Origin of the sequence: Nonomuraea sp. MG754425, from assembly GCF_021699195.1 — a bacterium.
Taxonomy (GTDB): domain Bacteria; phylum Actinomycetota; class Actinomycetes; order Streptosporangiales; family Streptosporangiaceae; genus Nonomuraea.
Genome location: NZ_SSXE01000017.1, coordinates 103,844 through 119,673, shown reverse-complemented (window position 1 = coordinate 119,673; position 15,830 = coordinate 103,844). Strand labels below are relative to the sequence as shown.

Genomic DNA, 15,830 nt, shown 5'->3' with positions numbered 1-15,830 from the left:
GTGGTGCGCTGTTCCCGTCGGCCCCAGGACCAGAGAAGGCGAACAGCATGGACACCACCTCCACAGATCCGTCCCCGCATCCGGCCGCGCTGGATCGGCCCTCCCGGTTGACGCTGCCGGTGGTCCTGGCCGCCGTCGTCGTGGTGGCGATGTCCATCTCGGGGACCGCCGTGGCGCTGCCGAGCATCGGCCGTGATCTCGACGCCTCCGGGTCGCCGCTGAACTGGGTCGTCGCGGGGTACAACCTGGCCTTCGCGGCGCTGACGCTCGTCGCGGGGTCGGCCGCCGACCGGATCGGCCGCCGCCGGGTGTTCATCGTCGCGGCGCTGGTCTTCTCGGCCGGATTCCTCGCGACGGCGCTGAGCCCGTCGATCGTCGTCACCGACGTCGCCCGCGTCGTCTCCGGCGCGGGCAGCGCCGGGATCATGGCCGCCGGTGGCGCCATCCTCGCCTCGAACTACGACGGCGCGGCCCGCAACCGCGCCTTCGCCCTGATGGGGACCATGGCCGGGGTCGGCATCGCCGTCGGCCCCACCCTGTCGGGCCTGCTGATCGCCGCCACCGGATGGCGGGGCGGCTTCGCGGTCTTCACCGTCATCGGCCTGCTGGTCGCCCTGGGCGCGACCCGGGCCCGCGAGTCCCGCGCGGCCGAGGCCGGGCGGGCCGACTGGGCGGGCAGCGCGCTCTTCGTGGCCGCGCTGACCCTGCTGATGTCCGCACTCCTGGAGGCGCCCGCGCTCGGCTGGACCCATCCGGGCATCCTGGTCATGGGCGTCGCCGGGCTGGTCGCGCTGGTGGCCTTCGGCGTCGTCCAGCGACGTGGCGCCGCTCCGGTCCTGGCCCCGTCGCTGGTCGCCAACCGCGCCTTCATGGGCTGGAGCCTCGCGACCCTGACCACCTCGATCGGCTTTCTCGGCGTCCTGGTCTTCCTGCCCACCTACCTTCAGGCGGCGGCCGGACTCTCCCCGGCGGTCGCGGGGACGGCGATGCTCCTGCTGACCGCACCCGTGCTGATCGTGCCCATGGCCGCCGTGGCGCTGGTCAACAGGGGCGTTCCGGCACGCCTGCTGATCATGATCGCGCTGCTCCTGGTCGTGGCCGGGAACCTGTGGCTGACGGCGCTGAACGCCGACGACACGATCGTGGCCGTCGCCGCGCCGCTGGTGCTGATCGGCGTCGGCATGGGGGCGTCCTTCGGCATCACCGACGGCCAGGCCATGGCCCTGGTCCCGGCCGACGCCGTGGGCATGGCGGCCGGATTCCTCAACACCCTGCGCGGGGCGGCCGAGGCGCTCGTGATCGCCGCGTTCAGCGCCTCCCTCATCGGCCTCCTCGCGGCCAGGCTCGGCGACCCGGCCCGTGCCGCCGAGGTCGGCGCCGGACGTCTCACCACCGGAGCCGAGGCCGCCGAACTGGATGCCTTCACCTGGTCCTGGCACCTGACCCAGCTCGGCGTCGGGCTGCTCTGCCTGGTGCTGTCGATCGTCGTGGCAGTCCTGATCCACGGCCGCGCGACGTCCCGCCGCAGCGCCTGACTCCATCACAGCGAGGAGAGACGTCGTGCGGGTCAGCCCAGAGGATCACCTCACGATCGGTGAGATCGTCCGCCGGACCGGCGTGCCCGCCTCCGCCCTGCACTTCTACGAACGCAAGGGCCTGATCTTCAGCGAACGCGACAGCGGCAACCAGCGGGTCTTCTCCCGGCACATGCTCCGCCGGATCTCCCTGATCATCGTGGCCAAACGCCTGCACATCCCGCTGTCGGACGTCGCCGAGGTCTTCGCCACCCTCCCCGCCGACCACGCCCCCACCCACGCGGACTGGCAGCGGGTCTCCCGCGTCTGGAAGCGGCGGCTGGAGGAACGCCGCCGTGCCATCGAGACCCTCGAACACGAGCTCACCGGCTGCATCGGCTGCGGCTGCCTGTCGATGAAGGCGTGCCTGCTCCTCAACCCCGACGACGCCCTGCGCGACCACGGTCCCGGGCCGGTACGGCTCCAGCCCGGACGTCCCCCTGCCCGGCGCCGCTCGTCGGCGGGCTGAGTTCCGGGGCGGACGCGGGGGAGCGTGGTCAGCGGAAGTCGGCCACGTGGTCGCGGGCCCACTGGGCGTAGGTGCGCGGCGGGCGGCCGGTGACCTGCTCCGTGTCCGGCCAGACGCGCATCAGCGCCGACCAGTCCTGCTCGGCGTAGCCGTCCTGTTCGGGCCTGCGGCCGTCGTACTCGACGAAGCCGAGCATGAGGTCGGCCGACTCGGCGGCGAACCCGCCCTGCGCCCTCATCAGCTCCCGGGCCCGTTCCCGGGTGACCTCCTCGTAGCGCACCTGCTCGCCCAGCGCCGCGCCGATGGCCGCGACCTGCTCGCGGACCGTCACCAGGCCAGGGCCGGTCACCGTGTACGCCCGCCCGTGGTGACCGTCCGCCAGCAGCGCGGCCACCGCGACGGCGGCGATGTCCGCCTCGTGCACGAGGTTCATCGGCTCGTCGGCGAAGGGGTAGCGCACCACCCGCTCGGCGCGGACGGACGGCGCCCAGATCTGCAGCAGGTTCGCCATGAACCCGCACGGCCGGACGTGCGTCCACTCCATCCCCGACGCCTCGACCGCCTGCTCCACCCGGCTGACGTGCAGGCCCGCCGTCACCGAGGCCGCCGACAGGTCCACCACCCGCCGCACCCCGGCCCGCTCGGCCAGCGCCACGATCTCGCGAGCCGTCTCCTCCACCGGGAACAGGTACAGCCGGTCGATCCCGTCGAGCGCCGCCGCCATGCTCTCCGGCCTGGTCAGGTCGCCCCGCACCACCTCCACCTGCGCCGGCAGGGCGGCGGTCGCCGGGTTCCTGGTCAGCGCCCGCACCCGCACCCCCGCCCGGACGAGCCGCGCCACCACGTCGCGGCCGACGAACCCCGTCGCGCCGGTCACCAGGATCTTCATGAGTGTGCCTTTCGCCGGTTCCGTCCCACGGGGCAGACGCTAGGCTCCGTTCCGGTCACTTTCTGGCCGGAACGGACGGGAGGCTGGAGTCATGGCGAACACGAGCGCGCGCACCCTGCGCCTGCTGTCCCTGTTGCAGACCCACCGCCACTGGCCGGGCGCCGAACTCGCCGGCCGGCTCGAGGTGAGCGAGCGCACCCTGCGCCGCGACATCGACCGGCTGCGCGAGCTGGGCTACCCGGTCCACTCCGGGCGCGGCACGTCCGGCGGCTACCAGCTCCGATCCGGTACGGCCATGCCTCCGCTGCTGCTCGACGACGACGAGGCCGTGGCCATCGCGGTCGGGCTGCGCACCGGGGCGGGCGGCACCGTCGAGGGGGTCGAGGAGAGCGCGCTGCGCGCCCTGGCCAAGGTGGTCCAGGTGATGCCGTCCCGCCTGCGCCGCCGGGTCGAAGCGCTGCGTACCGCCACGATCTCCTCGCCCCTGGACGGTCCCCGGGTCGACGCGACCACCCTGACCGTCATCGCCCAGGCGTGCCGCGACGACGAGCGGCTCGCCTTCACCTACACGGCCCCATCGGGCGAACCGGCCGCGCGGCTGGTCGAGCCGCATCGGCTCGTCGCCCGGCGACGGCGCTGGTACCTGGTCGGATGGGACCTCGACCGGGCCGACTGGCGGGTCTTCCGGCTCGACCGGCTCACCGACGCCGCCGCCACCGGCGCGCGCTTCCGCCGGCGCAGCCTCCCGGCCCCCGACGCCGCGGCCTTCGTCGAGCAGCGCCTCGGCTCCCGTCCGGCCCGGTGGGACATCACCGTACGCGTGCACGCCCCGATCGACGCCGTCCAGGCGATCACGGCGGTCGCGGGAGGGCGGGTGGAGCCGGAGGGCGACGGCTCGTGCCTGCTGCAGGTGCGGGCGGACGACTTCGACTGGCCGGCGTTCATCCTGATCGCCGCGCACGCGGAGTTCGACGTGCTGCAGCCGCCCGAGTTCCACCGGTACGTCCACGACCTCGGCGAACGTCTCGTCCGAACCGGACAGCGGTCGTCGATCGCCTGAGGTGCTCAGCCGGTCTTGCCGGCTTCTCGGAGTCGTTCGATTCGTTTGGCGAGGAAGCCCCAGGTCCGCCAGAACTCCTCGAGGTGCGCGCGGCCCTGCGCGTTGAGGGAGAACACCTTGCGTGGCGGCCCCTTCTCCGACGGGACCTTCTCCACGTCGACCAGGCCGCGCTGCTCGATCCTGACGAGCAGGGCGTAGACGGTGCCTTCGGCGATCTCGGAGAAGCCCTGGCGCCGCAGCCACGCCGTGATCTCGTAGCCGTACGCGGACCGGCCGGACAGGATCGCCAGGACGATGCCCTCCAGCGTCCCCTTGAGCATCTCCGTCAACTGCTTGCCCACGGAACCTCCTCCAGCTAGTCGGTGACGCTGACTACCGGTACAAAGTAACACCGACTACCGGTATCCAGCAACACTGAATAGCTAGGTGCGGATGCCCAGCGACCGGACGAGCTGGACGAGTTCCTCCTCGAAGAGCTTGTCGGGGGAGACCGTCTGGCCGCGCAGGTGCCCGTAGATCTCCAAGGACACCAGCCCGTGCAGACGGGCCCAGATGCGCAGCGCGAGCGCCAGCCCGGCCGGCGGCAGGCCGGGGAAGGCCGGACGGACCTTGCCGAGCAGCCCGTCGTCGAAGTCGGACCACTGGAAGTCGCTGGCGGCGTGCGAGTGCCCGACGTGCGGCCAGGCGGTGTCGGCCAGGGCGGCGATGCCCGTGCACACCCGGTACGCGGCATCCGGCGCGGGGCCGCCCTCGGGGGCCTGGTAACCGGGCACGGGGTCGCCGTAGATGAGGCGGAATCCCTCGGGGTTGGCCAGGGCCCAGACTCGGAAGGCTCGTGCCCACGTCCGGATCCGGTCGGCCGGACCGGCGGCCGACGACTCGGCCCAGGCGGCGTCCACGGCGTCGGCCAGCGCGGTGTACACCTCGTTGATCAGCGTGGTGACCAGCTCGTCGCGGGTGGCGAAATAGCCGTAGATCGCGTTGGCGGTCATGCCCATCTCACGGGCGATGGCCCGCAGGGTGATCGCGTCGGGGCCGCCGGTGGCCATCAGTTTGAGCGCGACCTGCTTGATCTCCGCCGTCGTCTCGGCGCGCAGGCGTTCGCGGCGTCCTTGCGTGCTTCCCACAGCCGACACTCTACAGCGTCACCTTGCTTGGTTGCCGTATAAAAACTTCACGCCGTATAGTCTCCTCACGCCACTCAAACCGGATCACAAGGGGACCCCCATGCACATCGGCATCATCGGAGCCACCGGCGGCATCGGAAGCCGCGTCGTCACCGAAGCCCTCCAGCGCGGGCATCACGTCACGGCGTTCACCCGCGACGCCGGCCGGATCAGCGACGATCGCGAGAACATCACCTGGAAGAGCCTCGACGTCCTCGACGCCGCCGGCATCGCCGCCGTCCTGCCCGGCCTGGACGTCCTGATCAGCGGATACCAGCCCGGCAACGCCGCCCACGACTTCGACGACACCGTGTCACGCTCGATCGCCGACCCCACGGTCTACGTCACCGCCGCCCGAGCGCTGCTCAAGGCCCTGGAGAGCCATCCCCGGACCCGGCTGATCGTGATCGGCGGCGCCGGCAGCCTGGAACTCGAACCCGGCCTCGTACGAGCGGACTCCGACGAACTGCTGCACGCGAGCCTCGACGAACTAGGGCTGCCGAGAGGGTACGCCGCCGCCGTGCGCGGGCACCGGGACGCCCTGAACGTCCTGCGCACGTCCAACCGGCTCTGGACCTACTTCAGCCCGGCCGAGGAGATCGCTCCGGGAGAGCGCACCGGCCGCTTCCGGATCGGCGGCGACCAGGCGATGCTCGACGCCGACGGACGCAGCCGCATCTCCTCCGAGGACGCCGCCGTCGCCCTCGTCGACGAGGCCGAACTGCCCCGCTTCGTCCAGCGACGCTTCACCGTCGGCTACTGAACCGCCGGTCCGCTTCTTGCGCGCTGCTGGCGCTCGATGAGGTCCCGGCCAGGCTCGTCCACGGCGATCTCGGCGGCGGCAACGTCCACTTCGGCGCGGACGGCAAGCTGACCGGCGTCCTCGACTGGGACATGGCGATCCTGTCCGACCCGGCGATCGACGGGGCACTCGTCGCGACCTGGCACGGCTGGCCCGTCCTCCGCGCGGCCACCGACGAGGAGACCTACCGCCGCTCCTGGGCCTGGAACGACGCGGTCGGGGTCGAGCACCTCCACGCGGTGTTCGCCGGCCAACCCCTGTCACACGTCGACGGCTTCGTCAGCTCCGTCCTCGCCTGGCTGGAGAAACGCGACTCCCACTGACCCACCTACACCCACCCGCGAACCACCCGGACCCTCACTCCACCGGAACGAGGCCCGATCCCCTTCGACATGCAACAGGAACTCGGCGACCGGCCCGCGTGGCGAGACCAAATCAAGGCGACGGCGCTCCGCGCCGCCCGGCCAGCGGATCCGGGCATGCGGCCTGGGGGCGGTCCCGGCCCGCGCCGACCGGCACGCCGGGGGCAACCCGCCGCCGACCGACCCCAGCCAGCCACCGCACACACCCGGCCCGCCGCACCAGCACGCACCGCCGCCCCACCCGGCATCCGATCACGATCTCAACCAGTCAAGATCGACAAAGGGCGCCGCAGGAGCAACCAAGATCACCAAACAGCCGTGAAGACGCCGGCCGAACTCGCTCACGCTCGCCCTACGGGTAGCCTCCGGCCAGTCCGCCGGCCTCTCCACTCCGCCCCAGACGACAGCCCAGACGGCAGCCCCGACGACGCAGGCCCGCCAGATGCCTACCGCCTGTGGACAGCGAAGGTTCCGGCGTATAATCCAGTTCGAATTTCCCCTGCTCGCGCTGACGAGGCAGGCAGTACAGCCATGCAGCCACCCCTTTAGGAGAGCATCAGGTGCCTGTCGCGTGTGCGTAACGGTCAAACCAGCCCCTAAGGGCATACGCAGGAACAGCGGAAGGAAAGGCTACATGCCTGCGCAACCGATCTATAAATGCAATACCTGCCACGCTACCGGAACGAATTCCGGAGAGTGCAAGCGACCGGGCTGCGACGGCCAGATGGTAGCGCAACAATGACCTTCAAGCTCATGCGCTCCTGCCCCGGAAACGGATGTGGCCTGCACACATCCGATCCGGAGGCGGAAACATGCCACAAGTGCGGCACGCCACTTCCTCTCATGCCAACGGAGGAGGAATACCACGCTGCCATGAGAGAGTCCGCGCACGCCCAAAACTTCAACCTCGACAGGTTCATCCGAGAATGGCGCGCCGTGCGCGCTCAAGTACAAGACAACGAAATAGCCACCAAGCGAGCTTAAACATAGGCGGCCCCTCCACTACTCCGCCCATTCCGGTCTATAGAGGAGGGGCGGCAACGCGGGCGCTCAACTCCAGGGCCAAGGGGAGCGTCATCCGCGTTGCCGCCATCCGGGGTGAAGCCATCACGGGAGGGCAGCTTGGTGGAAACCACCTGCCCAACTTCACCCCAGCTCCGGGGAACGGCGTAATTGGCGGGCCATCGGAATGCCCCCTTTTCCGATCTTGGCCCCGCAGATTCAGCGCCACCGCATCGACTCTACAAAGCCCTACAACCTGCGGGTTCGTACCCGACGACTCCTGAGCCGCGAGGACCAGTTCCGACACGGTCTGAAACGCGTCCTTGACTGCATCGCCACAGCCCTCCCGTCAACGGCGGAGGAGTGAGCGTAGTTCGGCGGTGTCGATGATGTGGGCCAGTCTTGGGAGGACTCCGGTCATCAGGGTCTGGTGGACGTGCGGGTCCGGGTCGGCGACGCCGTCGGAGAGGACGTAGAGCCGGTAGTCGCGGTCGGCGGCGTCAGCGACGGTGGACAGAACGACGCCGCTGGTCGTGATGCCGGCGATGACCAGGGTGGTGATTCCGCGATCCCGCAGTCGCCGGTCCAGGTCTGTCGTGGACAGCGCGCCGTAGCGGGTCTTGCGGACGGTGATGTCGCCAGGCTCCGGGGCAAGCCGATGGTGAAAGGCGCTGTCGGGCTCCTCGTGGTGCATGAGGTGCTGCCGGCCGAGGAAGAAGAAGGTCCTGTTGGCCGGTGGGATCGCCGCCCAGTCGGCTTCGGTGAATCCGACCCGCACGTGGGCGATGGCGGCGCCGTGCGCTCGCATGTCGGCGATGGCGCCGGCCACCCGTGACAGCAGCCCTCGCGGGTCGTTCAGGCCGGGGAGCGAGGCCAGGATTCCCTGCTGGTAATCCATGACGAGCAGCGCGGACGTCCGAGGGTCCAGCGCCGGGGGCGTGCCGGTCATTCTTCTCTCCTTGGGTGATGAGGGACGCCCTGACACGCGAGATCGCGCGCCGGGGCGGACTACATGTCAGGCGTGGTTCGGCGCCGCCTCGGTGAGGGGCGCCGGGGCGCGGCGGGGGAGCAGCAGCGGGGTCGTCAGCAGGAGCACACCGGCCAGGCCGATGGCCGTGCGCGGGCCGAGCAGACCGCCCAGCACACCCCAGACAGCCGTCAGGAGCGCAGTCGAGGCCCTGGTCGTCACCGTCCAGGCGGACAGCGTGCGGGTGATCCGGTCGGGCGCGGTGCGCTCGAGACGGAAGGTGGCGTGGACGGGGTTGAAGACCCCGCAGCAGAAGATCAGCCCGAGCTCGACGCCCATCACCAGCAGCAGCCCGCCGGTCCCCGGCCCGAGGAGGACCAGGCCGACGGGCCAGATCGCGCGCAGCGTCCCGGCCACGACCAGGACCCGGTGCTGCCCGAACCGGGTGACGAGCGGCCGGGCCAGCCGTGCCCCGAACAGCCCGCCGAGCGCGGGCGCGGCGAAGGCGAGGCCGTACTGCCACGGTGTGAACCCGAGTTGGCCGAGCATCAGGACGGCCAGCAGCGCGTCGGTGGCCATCAGCAGGCCGTTGAACAGGACGGTGTTGAAGAACAGCGGACGCAGCGTCGCGTCGGCGAGGATGTGCCGCCATCCGTCGAGCAGGTCCCGGGCCCGCAGGCGCGCGGCCTTCGGGCGCTCGGGCCGCGGCTCCTGGCCGCCCGCCACGCGGATGCCCAGGGCCGAGAGCAGGTAGCTGACCGCGTCGGCCAGCACCGTCGCCACCGGACCGAGCAGCCCGATCGCGGCACCGCCCAGCGGCGGTCCGATGATGGTGGTCGTCCAGGCCGTGGACTCGAATCGGGCGTTGGCGACGAGCAGGTGCTCGGCCGGCAGCAGCGTCTTCAGGTACGCGCCGGAGGCGGCGCGGAAGGTGATGTCGGCCGCCGCGAGGACGACCGAGACCAGCAGAAGCTGGACGAAGGAGAGCACGCCGAGCGCGAACGCGGCGGGGATCGTCAGCAGCGCCGTGAACCGCACCAGGTCCATGCCGATCAGCACCGGCCGCTTGCGGCGGAACTCCACCCACGGGCCCAGCGGCACCGCCACGGCCGCGCCCGCCAAAGCCCCCACCGAGGACAACGCCGCGACCTCGGCCGGCCCGGCGTGCAACACCTGGATGGCGATCAGCGGGAACGCGCCGAAGGCGAGCCACGTGCCGAGCGCGCTGGTCCCGTACGCTCCCCAGAGCCAGCCGAACCGCCGCCCCAGCCGGTGTCCGCTCCGCATGCCCAACGCTCCTCACCTGCACAACCGATTTGCGATCGCAAGCATCAAAGCGCCCGCCGTACCAGCGGATCAAACAACTGGGCAGCCGTCAGCCACAACGTACGGTTGTATCCGTAGGGTGTGTCCTCATGGACCTCGACACCGTACGGACCTTCGTCGCCGCCGCCGACGCCGGGCAGTTCCAGGAGGCCGCCGCCGACCTGGCGGTCACCCAGCAGGCCGTCTCCAAGCGCATCGCCGCGCTGGAGCGCAACCTCGGCGTGCGGCTGTTCACCCGCACGCCGCGCGGCGCCGAACTCACCATCGACGGGCAGGCGTTCCTGCCCCACGCCCGGGAGTTGCTGCGGGCCGCCGAGCGCGCGGTCGCGTCCGTACGTTCCGGCAGCCGTCCGCTGCGCGTCGACGTGATCGCCTCACGCAGCGTCGGGTCGGGCCTGATGCGCGACTTCCACCGCGCGCACCCCGGCATCGACCTCGACGTGGTCATGTTGTTCGACATCGATGCGGCCGTCGCCGCCATCCGGTCCGGCACGATCGACGCGTCCTTCCGTATCGTCGCCGTGCCGGGCCGGCCCCTTCCCGAGGACGTCGAGTCCGCCTGGGTGGTCGACGAGGCCCTCCAACTCCTCACCGGCCCCGCCCACACGCTGGCGGACGCCCGGTCGGTGACCGTGGCCCAACTCGCCGGGCACCGGATCTGGATGCCCGGCCTCGTCCCCGGAACCGAATGGACCGCCTACTACGACGACCTCGTCGCCGAGTTCGGCCTCACCATCGAGGCGACCGGCCCCAACTTCGGCTCCGACGCGCTCCTCGACACCATCGCCGACACCCCGGCCCTGGCCACCCTCATGGGCGACCGGACCCGTCTCGTCTGGCCCGCCGGCTATGGCCTGCGCCGCATCCCGGTGACCGACCCCACGCCCGTCTACCCGCACTCGCTCCTGTGGCACCGCGACAACCCCCACCCCGCGCTGGCCACCCTGCGCGCCCACCTCGCCGCCACACCGCCCGGCCACGGCGCCGCCGGGACGTGGGCGCCGGGCTGGGCGGATCCGCGCTGAATCCCGGTCAACCGCCGGGCCTGGAGTCAGAAGGCAGGCGTCGTCACCGAATCGTCGTCAAGACCGACCACCGAGCCGCAGGCTCGGGCGACGGCGACGGCGACGGCGGTCGGATCCCAACGGAAGGGACGGCACTCGAGCATGCGGCCGTTCCGCACAGTGATCAACCGCAGGATCAACGTCTCGATCTCCTGGCCTGTGGCCCATCTCCTCGGACTCGGTTGCGCATCAGCGAGTACGCCGGCATCGTGGGGCGGTCTGAGGGCGGGGTAGTAGGGGCCGCAGGAGTCGCGCCCTTGCTGACAACGTCCGCTACCGTACCCCGCTCACTGATGAGGGGGCCAACTCGGTGCCGGCCGGGTGATGGCCTCGGGTAAATCGTTGGCGGCGGCGAAGCCCAGGCAGAAGGCTGGCACCGTGACACTTCATGAGAACGAGATCGGGGTGGATGAGGCGGTCGTCCGGTCGCTGCTGCGGGAGCAGCGACCGGAATGGGCCGCCCTGCCCATCTCGCCGGCGGGTGCGGGCACGGACAACACGATGTACCGGCTCGGTGACCGGCTACTCATCCGGCTGCCGCGCACACCGGACAATGCGCAGGCAGTGCAGAAGGAACAGACATGGCTGCCGCGGCTGGCGCCGCATCTTCCCTGTCGCGTCCCGGAGCCGGTGCACGCCGGTATCCCGAGTTCCGTTTTCCCGCTCGCCTGGTCGGTTTACCGCTGGATCGATGGCGATGAAGCCGGCCCGGGATCGGTCGCCGATTGGCCCGCCTTCGGGGCCGACCTGGCAGCGATCGTGCGGAGGTTGCATTCCGTCCCTCTCATGGGAGCCGCTCGGCAAGGCGAGCTCCGCTGGTATCGCGGAGGTGACCTGCGAGCTTGTGACCGGTGGATCAGCGGGTGCTTCGACGACTGCCGAACGATCCAGGGTCTCGACCTCGACATCGCGCACCTGCGGCACCTGTGGCGGAGCGCGCTCACCCTGCCCGAGCCGTCCGGCCGGCAGGTGTGGCTCCATGGCGACCTCAAACCCACCAACCTGCTGGTTCAGCAGGGGAAGTTGCACGCGGTCATCGACTTCGGATCCCTCTCGGTCGGCTTTCCCGACGCCGAGCACTCGCCGCTGTGGGACCTTCCCCCTGAGGCTCGACAGGCCTATTGGGACGCCATGAGCCTCGCCGACGTGACGTGGTCGCGCGCCCGGGCGTGGGCCATCGCCGTCGGAGTCAGCGGCGTCTCGTACTACTGGGGCACCTATCCCGCCTTCGTCGGCGAATGCCTGTCGCGCCTCCGCGCGATCCTGGAGGCGGCCGGCTCTGGGTAGCGTGATGTCGATTATCCAGCCCCGCGCCGCCGGCACTGATCAGGAGTGAGTTTCAGCCGCAGGGGTTCGACCCATGGCTTGCTGTTGACATACCGCGGATATACCGCCGCTGTTTAGCATCCTGCGCGGTGCTCTGATCGCAGCCGGAGCACCGCGAAATGCTCGCTCACTGACAAGGATCGGATCTTATGCGGAAGCTCTCCCCCTCGAAGATGCTCGCCACCGTTGTCGGGGTGTCTGCTGCCTTCGCCGTACTGACGCCGGCCACAACCGCCACGGCCTCCGCCGCCACCTCGAGCACCGCTGCGGCCTCCTGCAAGGAGAAGTGGAGCAAGCTGAACACGAAGGACGGCTTCGTCAGCTACGTCCTGAAGCTCTGCAGCAACGGCTACGGCGAGGCGCGCGGCAGCGTGACGGACACCAAGAGCGACTCCTGGACGGCCGTGGTCGAGGTCTCCTTCAAGAAGAAGAACGGCAGCGAGATCTACGGCGGGTACAAGGAGGCCGGCCGGAAGAAGGGCCACCAGAGCTTCAAGTGGTCCACGACCCGTACCAACCTCGACCGGATCACGATCAGGGCCAAGCGCTGCCTCCCGGGCACGATCGTGTGCAACAACACCAAGACCTACACGCTCTACCCCTGACCACAGCCCGCCGGCTGCTTGCTCCATGAGGGTACGGCCGCGGAAGATGACGGTTCCAGGAGCGTCCGCCGCAGGCGGATGAAACGATTGACTTGCCGGTGATTCTCCGCAATAACAGACGCGGAGGATCACCGGCATCGTCGTTATACGGCGATCCTGCTGCCGCAGGGGAAGCGACTCTGCGCGCAATGAGGCGTGGTGAGCATTGGGATGGGGGAGGCTGGTTGGTTGGTAGGGGTCCTCGGTCTGACTGGGTGAATCGCCCAGCCAATACGACAGGTGCCGGTAAGTCGTGCAATGCAAGTAAGCAAGATGGGCAACTTGGGGACAATCCAGGTCAGTGGTGACCTCAAGTCTGGCCGCCAGGCGCGTGGTGGCCATTTGGAGGTGCGCCGTGAATCGATATCAAGATGTTCGCGATTTCTACACAAGTAAAATGGGTGAGCCCGTTCGCGAAGCCTTGTTCGTGAAGGACGAATTCAAGATAGGCATCCTCAAGTGGAGCGCTTCCGTGGCCACTGGAGGGGTAACCCTGTACGGTACCCTCGGGTCTAGCGACTACCCATTGCCAGGCAGGCATTGGGGCCATCGCCAGGAGTTCTTCATCGGCTTTGCTCCGGAATGGGATGACATCGCCGAACCTCTGGCTCAACTGGGGAGTTACACGCAATTTCGGAGTGCAAATCTGGAGTCAGGACACACGCTACGCTTGCCTGTCGAACTCGTAGAAGAAACATGGCTACGCGGCTTTCTAGTTGTCGAACCACTCGATGATGTGCTTTCGAGGGTCGCTCTTGGCGACGGTAGGCATGTAGAGTTCCTGATGGCGATTCCTCTCTATTCTAACGAATTGGACTTTGCTGCCAAGCGTGGGGCTGAAGCATTGCGCGACGCTATGTCCGAAAAGAATATTCCCTTCTGGAAAGCCCGCCGTCGTTCTACGTTCATTGACGGGTAGGAAGCCCATCGATGGGCACTGGATAAGCAAGTTGACAATTCCCTTATCTCTGTCTCTGTCGATAACCTCGTCCATGTAAAGGACGGCAAGACCTGCAAGCAGAAGGAGCAGGAGGAGCGCCGGGCCGCGCATGCCGCCGGCGTCGACGGCGCGCTGGACCTGTTCGACGCGGCCGCCGCCCCGGTGCTGGCCGTGACCACCACGCTCGGCGGCGCCTTGGCCGAACTCCAGCGCGCCTTGGAGGGCCGCAGCCTCGCTCTGGGGGCCGTCCGGGATGGGGCGGTGGCCCGCGTCCCTGAGGCAGAGCAGATGGCCGCCGACGCGCTCGCCAAGACCGCCGCCGAAGCCGAGCGCGACCGCGCCCTACGGGCAGCGGCCGCCGCCGAGCGGGAGCGTGAGCAGGCGATCGAGGCCAAGCGCGTCGCCGAGCGGATGGCGCGTGACGCCGAGGCTGAGCGCGAGCGGCAGGTGAATGCCGCCTGGACCCGGGTCGTCGAGCACGAGGCCGCCGAGAGCAAGGCCGCGCAGCAGACGACCGCCGCCACTCGCGCCCTGGCTCAGCGGGAGGAGGAGTGGCAGCGCGCTGAGCAACTGCAGTAACGCGAGCTGGAGAAGGCCAACCGGGAGCTGGGTAAGGAGCTGGCCGTTGCCCGCGCCCAGGGCGAGGCCGCCGACCAGGCCAAGGCCACCGCCGAAGCTGCCGCCGGCTAGGCACGCGCCGAGCTGGACTGCGAGCGTGAGCAGCACGCCGGTGAGGCTGACCGGCTGCGCCGGCTCCTTCCTGCCGATGGTCAAGGACATGGCCGCCATGTTCGCCTGGTTCGACAGCGGCCGGTACGTCGCCGACACCCGCCGGCAGGCCCAACTGTTCGGCCCGCCGCCCAGCGCCGAGGACGCCATCACCCGGCTCGCCGCCGAACTACGCAACCCGCAACACCCATGACAGCGCCGCACCTCAACCCTTCGAGGACCTCATGAACCACGCCCGCACCGCCCTCCGCCTGCCGGCCGCGACAGCCCTCGCGGTCGTCGCCGACCTGCTGGTGTACGCGGCCGCGTCCGCCGCCGGCGCCACCTGGCAGATCGACGCCCCGTACGACGTCAACGCCATGGTCGTGGCCGTCGCCACCGCTGTGCCGCTGCTCGCCGCCGGCACGATCGTGTCCGCGCCGGCCCGCCGGTTGCCCGCCGTGCGCACGTGGGCGGCCTGGGCCGGGTTCGGCCTCGCCCTGGTCTCGGCCGCGATGCCGTTCGTGGTCTCCAGCGACCTGCCGACCGGCCTGGCGCTGGCCGTCATGCATCTCTTCGATCGCCTGCTACAGGCGCTTGCGGCAGGCTGATCCAAACCGCAGACCGGAAGCCTCTCAGCGGTGGGATTGGCTCTGCGCTCCACCCAAGGCGGGCGGTGCCCTCCTAAAAAATCTCGTCGAGAAGCTGTGACGCTGCCTTGGGGTCCATCAGATTTGACCAGACTTGTTCGGCGGGTAGCAAGTCACGTTCGGGCAGAATGTATTCGGGAAACCAAGCATCAAACGCGCAGCCGGGAACACGAGAAAGGATCACCGCGGTGAGGTTTGTCGGGACTGAGCCGGTGATTCGAATGGCGACGTAGGTCTCGTGGCCATCGTCGGCACGGACGACAACGCCAAGACGGAACGTTGGGAAGTCAGCGGCGTGCTCGTGGCCGTCATGTAGTGAGCCTCGGATGAGAGCGTGCAGCTCGGTGTTGAGGCGCAGTGCGAGTCGAGTGCCTGCCTCCAAGAGGTAAGGATCATGATCGTCCTGATTGGGCAGGAGGTGACTCACATAGGTGTCGGTGGTCAACGGTTTGTCGTGCTCGGCGTTGTATCGCTGTCTGGCTGTACGGGCTTCCCTGTGCAGGGAGGTGTAGAAGTCGTCGTTTGATCCGTCCTCGCGGATGCCGGCAGCCACAAGCCAGTCCCGCACCTCCGAGTTGGGTTCGTCGGCGAGGACGGCACCCCGCCATCGGCCGGTCTTGACCTTGAAGAGGACGAGATCGTCGATGGCCCGGATCCGCTCATGCGGGGTGTCAGGGGCGGCGAACTGCTCGCTTGCCTTCTGTAGCAGAGGGTGGTCGATTTGGTCGAGTGTGCTCTGACGGCTTCGGACACGAGGTCCTTCTTGGTCATGCCGAGGAAATGGGCAGCCTGGGAGATCAACTCGTCCGTCGCGGGGTCGATCTTCAGGGGTGCTTGACGTTTCGTGGCAGCAGCCATATCTATCCCTCCCGCGTTCATGG

At 69.4% G+C, this 15,830-nt stretch carries 17 protein-coding genes and 2 pseudogenes; 12 read left to right on the top strand and 7 right to left on the bottom strand.

What is annotated here, in order from left to right:
• Positions 1-47 precede the first annotated feature (47 nt).
• Positions 48-1,535, top strand: a complete 1,488-nt coding sequence (locus tag FAF44_RS08700; protein WP_237102520.1) for an MFS transporter — start codon at positions 48-50, stop codon at positions 1,533-1,535.
• Positions 1,536-1,560: 25 nt separating this feature from the next.
• A complete protein-coding gene (soxR, locus tag FAF44_RS08695; RefSeq protein WP_237102519.1) occupies positions 1,561-2,043 on the top strand; it encodes a redox-sensitive transcriptional activator SoxR in 483 nt (160 codons plus the stop codon).
• A 28-nt stretch (positions 2,044-2,071) separates the two neighbouring features.
• Here soxR and FAF44_RS08690 read toward each other — a convergent pair whose 3' ends face one another.
• On the bottom strand, positions 2,072-2,932 hold the full coding sequence (locus tag FAF44_RS08690; RefSeq protein WP_237102518.1) for an SDR family oxidoreductase: 861 nt from the start codon (positions 2,930-2,932) through the stop codon (positions 2,072-2,074).
• 91 nt (positions 2,933-3,023) lie between these two features.
• On the opposite strand from FAF44_RS08690, the gene FAF44_RS08685 reads away from it, so the two are divergent.
• Entirely contained in the window at positions 3,024-3,992 is a 969-nt protein-coding gene (locus FAF44_RS08685; RefSeq protein ID WP_237102517.1) for a YafY family protein, read from the top strand.
• Positions 3,993-3,997: 5 nt separating this feature from the next.
• On the opposite strand, the gene FAF44_RS08680 is transcribed toward FAF44_RS08685, so the two are convergent.
• Together FAF44_RS08680 and FAF44_RS08675 are read right to left on the bottom strand one after the other, a co-directional pair.
• Positions 3,998-4,333, bottom strand: coding sequence for a PadR family transcriptional regulator (locus tag FAF44_RS08680; RefSeq protein WP_308193302.1), 336 nt, complete (start codon positions 4,331-4,333; stop codon positions 3,998-4,000).
• 81 nt (positions 4,334-4,414) lie between these two features.
• A complete protein-coding gene (locus FAF44_RS08675) occupies positions 4,415-5,119 on the bottom strand; it encodes a TetR/AcrR family transcriptional regulator (protein ID WP_237102516.1) in 705 nt (234 codons plus the stop codon).
• Here FAF44_RS08675 and FAF44_RS08670 point away from each other — a divergent pair.
• Positions 5,001-5,858 (top strand): annotated as a pseudogene (locus FAF44_RS08670) (NAD(P)-dependent oxidoreductase); the annotation flags it as partial. The gene FAF44_RS08675 and the pseudogene FAF44_RS08670 overlap by 119 nt on opposite strands.
• Positions 5,783-6,283 (top strand): annotated as a pseudogene (locus FAF44_RS08665) (phosphotransferase family protein); the annotation flags it as partial. The pseudogenes FAF44_RS08670 and FAF44_RS08665, both read left to right, overlap by 76 nt.
• Positions 6,284-7,673: 1,390 nt before the next feature.
• Here FAF44_RS08665 and FAF44_RS08660 read toward each other — a convergent pair.
• Complete coding sequence (locus FAF44_RS08660) at positions 7,674-8,273, bottom strand: cysteine hydrolase family protein (RefSeq protein WP_237102515.1); 600 nt, start codon at positions 8,271-8,273, stop codon at positions 7,674-7,676.
• Positions 8,274-8,339: 66 nt separating this feature from the next.
• Positions 8,340-9,578, bottom strand: a complete 1,239-nt coding sequence (locus FAF44_RS08655) for an MFS transporter (RefSeq protein ID WP_237102514.1) — start codon at positions 9,576-9,578, stop codon at positions 8,340-8,342.
• Between the two features lie 128 nt (positions 9,579-9,706).
• Here FAF44_RS08655 and FAF44_RS08650 point away from each other — a divergent pair, with 128 nt between their 5' ends.
• On the top strand, positions 9,707-10,642 hold the full coding sequence (locus FAF44_RS08650) for a LysR family transcriptional regulator (RefSeq protein ID WP_237102513.1): 936 nt from the start codon (positions 9,707-9,709) through the stop codon (positions 10,640-10,642).
• A 26-nt stretch (positions 10,643-10,668) separates the two neighbouring features.
• On the opposite strand, the gene FAF44_RS08645 is transcribed toward FAF44_RS08650, so the two are convergent.
• Positions 10,669-10,821, bottom strand: a complete 153-nt coding sequence (locus FAF44_RS08645; protein WP_237102512.1) for a hypothetical protein — start codon at positions 10,819-10,821, stop codon at positions 10,669-10,671.
• A gap of 238 nt (positions 10,822-11,059) precedes the next feature.
• Here FAF44_RS08645 and FAF44_RS08640 point away from each other — a divergent pair, with 238 nt between their 5' ends.
• From FAF44_RS08640 to FAF44_RS08615, 6 genes are all read left to right on the top strand, one after another.
• Positions 11,060-11,968, top strand: coding sequence for an aminoglycoside phosphotransferase family protein (locus FAF44_RS08640; protein ID WP_237102511.1), 909 nt, complete (start codon positions 11,060-11,062; stop codon positions 11,966-11,968).
• A 188-nt stretch (positions 11,969-12,156) separates the two neighbouring features.
• Complete coding sequence (locus FAF44_RS08635; protein WP_237102510.1) at positions 12,157-12,612, top strand: hypothetical protein; 456 nt, start codon at positions 12,157-12,159, stop codon at positions 12,610-12,612.
• 394 nt (positions 12,613-13,006) lie between these two features.
• Entirely contained in the window at positions 13,007-13,570 is a 564-nt protein-coding gene (locus FAF44_RS08630; protein ID WP_237102509.1) for a suppressor of fused domain protein, read from the top strand.
• Between the two features lie 192 nt (positions 13,571-13,762).
• Positions 13,763-14,170, top strand: coding sequence for a hypothetical protein (locus FAF44_RS08625; RefSeq protein WP_237102508.1), 408 nt, complete (start codon positions 13,763-13,765; stop codon positions 14,168-14,170).
• Between the two features lie 136 nt (positions 14,171-14,306).
• Positions 14,307-14,513, top strand: coding sequence for a hypothetical protein (locus tag FAF44_RS08620; protein ID WP_237102507.1), 207 nt, complete (start codon positions 14,307-14,309; stop codon positions 14,511-14,513).
• Positions 14,514-14,544: 31 nt separating this feature from the next.
• Positions 14,545-14,910, top strand: coding sequence for a DUF6069 family protein (locus FAF44_RS08615; protein WP_237102506.1), 366 nt, complete (start codon positions 14,545-14,547; stop codon positions 14,908-14,910).
• A 73-nt stretch (positions 14,911-14,983) separates the two neighbouring features.
• Here FAF44_RS08615 and FAF44_RS08610 read toward each other — a convergent pair whose 3' ends face one another.
• Positions 14,984-15,502 carry a hypothetical protein gene (locus FAF44_RS08610; protein ID WP_237102505.1) on the bottom strand — a complete coding sequence of 173 codons (519 nt, stop codon included), beginning with the start codon at positions 15,500-15,502 and terminating at the stop codon, positions 14,984-14,986.
• Positions 15,503-15,830 lie beyond the last annotated feature (328 nt).

What these genes read in the sequence shown, in the direction of transcription:
- FAF44_RS08660 (WP_237102515.1), bottom strand. Translation starts at nt 8,273, where the DNA reads ATGACCGGCACGCCCCCGGCGCTGGACCCTCGGACGTCCGCGCTGCTC.
- FAF44_RS08635 (WP_237102510.1), top strand. Translation starts at nt 12,157, where the DNA reads ATGCGGAAGCTCTCCCCCTCGAAGATGCTCGCCACCGTTGTCGGGGTG.
- FAF44_RS08690 (WP_237102518.1), bottom strand. Translation starts at nt 2,932, where the DNA reads ATGAAGATCCTGGTGACCGGCGCGACGGGGTTCGTCGGCCGCGACGTG.
- FAF44_RS08655 (WP_237102514.1), bottom strand. Translation starts at nt 9,578, where the DNA reads ATGCGGAGCGGACACCGGCTGGGGCGGCGGTTCGGCTGGCTCTGGGGA.
- FAF44_RS08615 (WP_237102506.1), top strand. Translation starts at nt 14,545, where the DNA reads ATGAACCACGCCCGCACCGCCCTCCGCCTGCCGGCCGCGACAGCCCTC.
- FAF44_RS08685 (WP_237102517.1), top strand. Translation starts at nt 3,024, where the DNA reads ATGGCGAACACGAGCGCGCGCACCCTGCGCCTGCTGTCCCTGTTGCAG.
- FAF44_RS08650 (WP_237102513.1), top strand. Translation starts at nt 9,707, where the DNA reads ATGGACCTCGACACCGTACGGACCTTCGTCGCCGCCGCCGACGCCGGG.
- FAF44_RS08700 (WP_237102520.1), top strand. Translation starts at nt 48, where the DNA reads ATGGACACCACCTCCACAGATCCGTCCCCGCATCCGGCCGCGCTGGAT.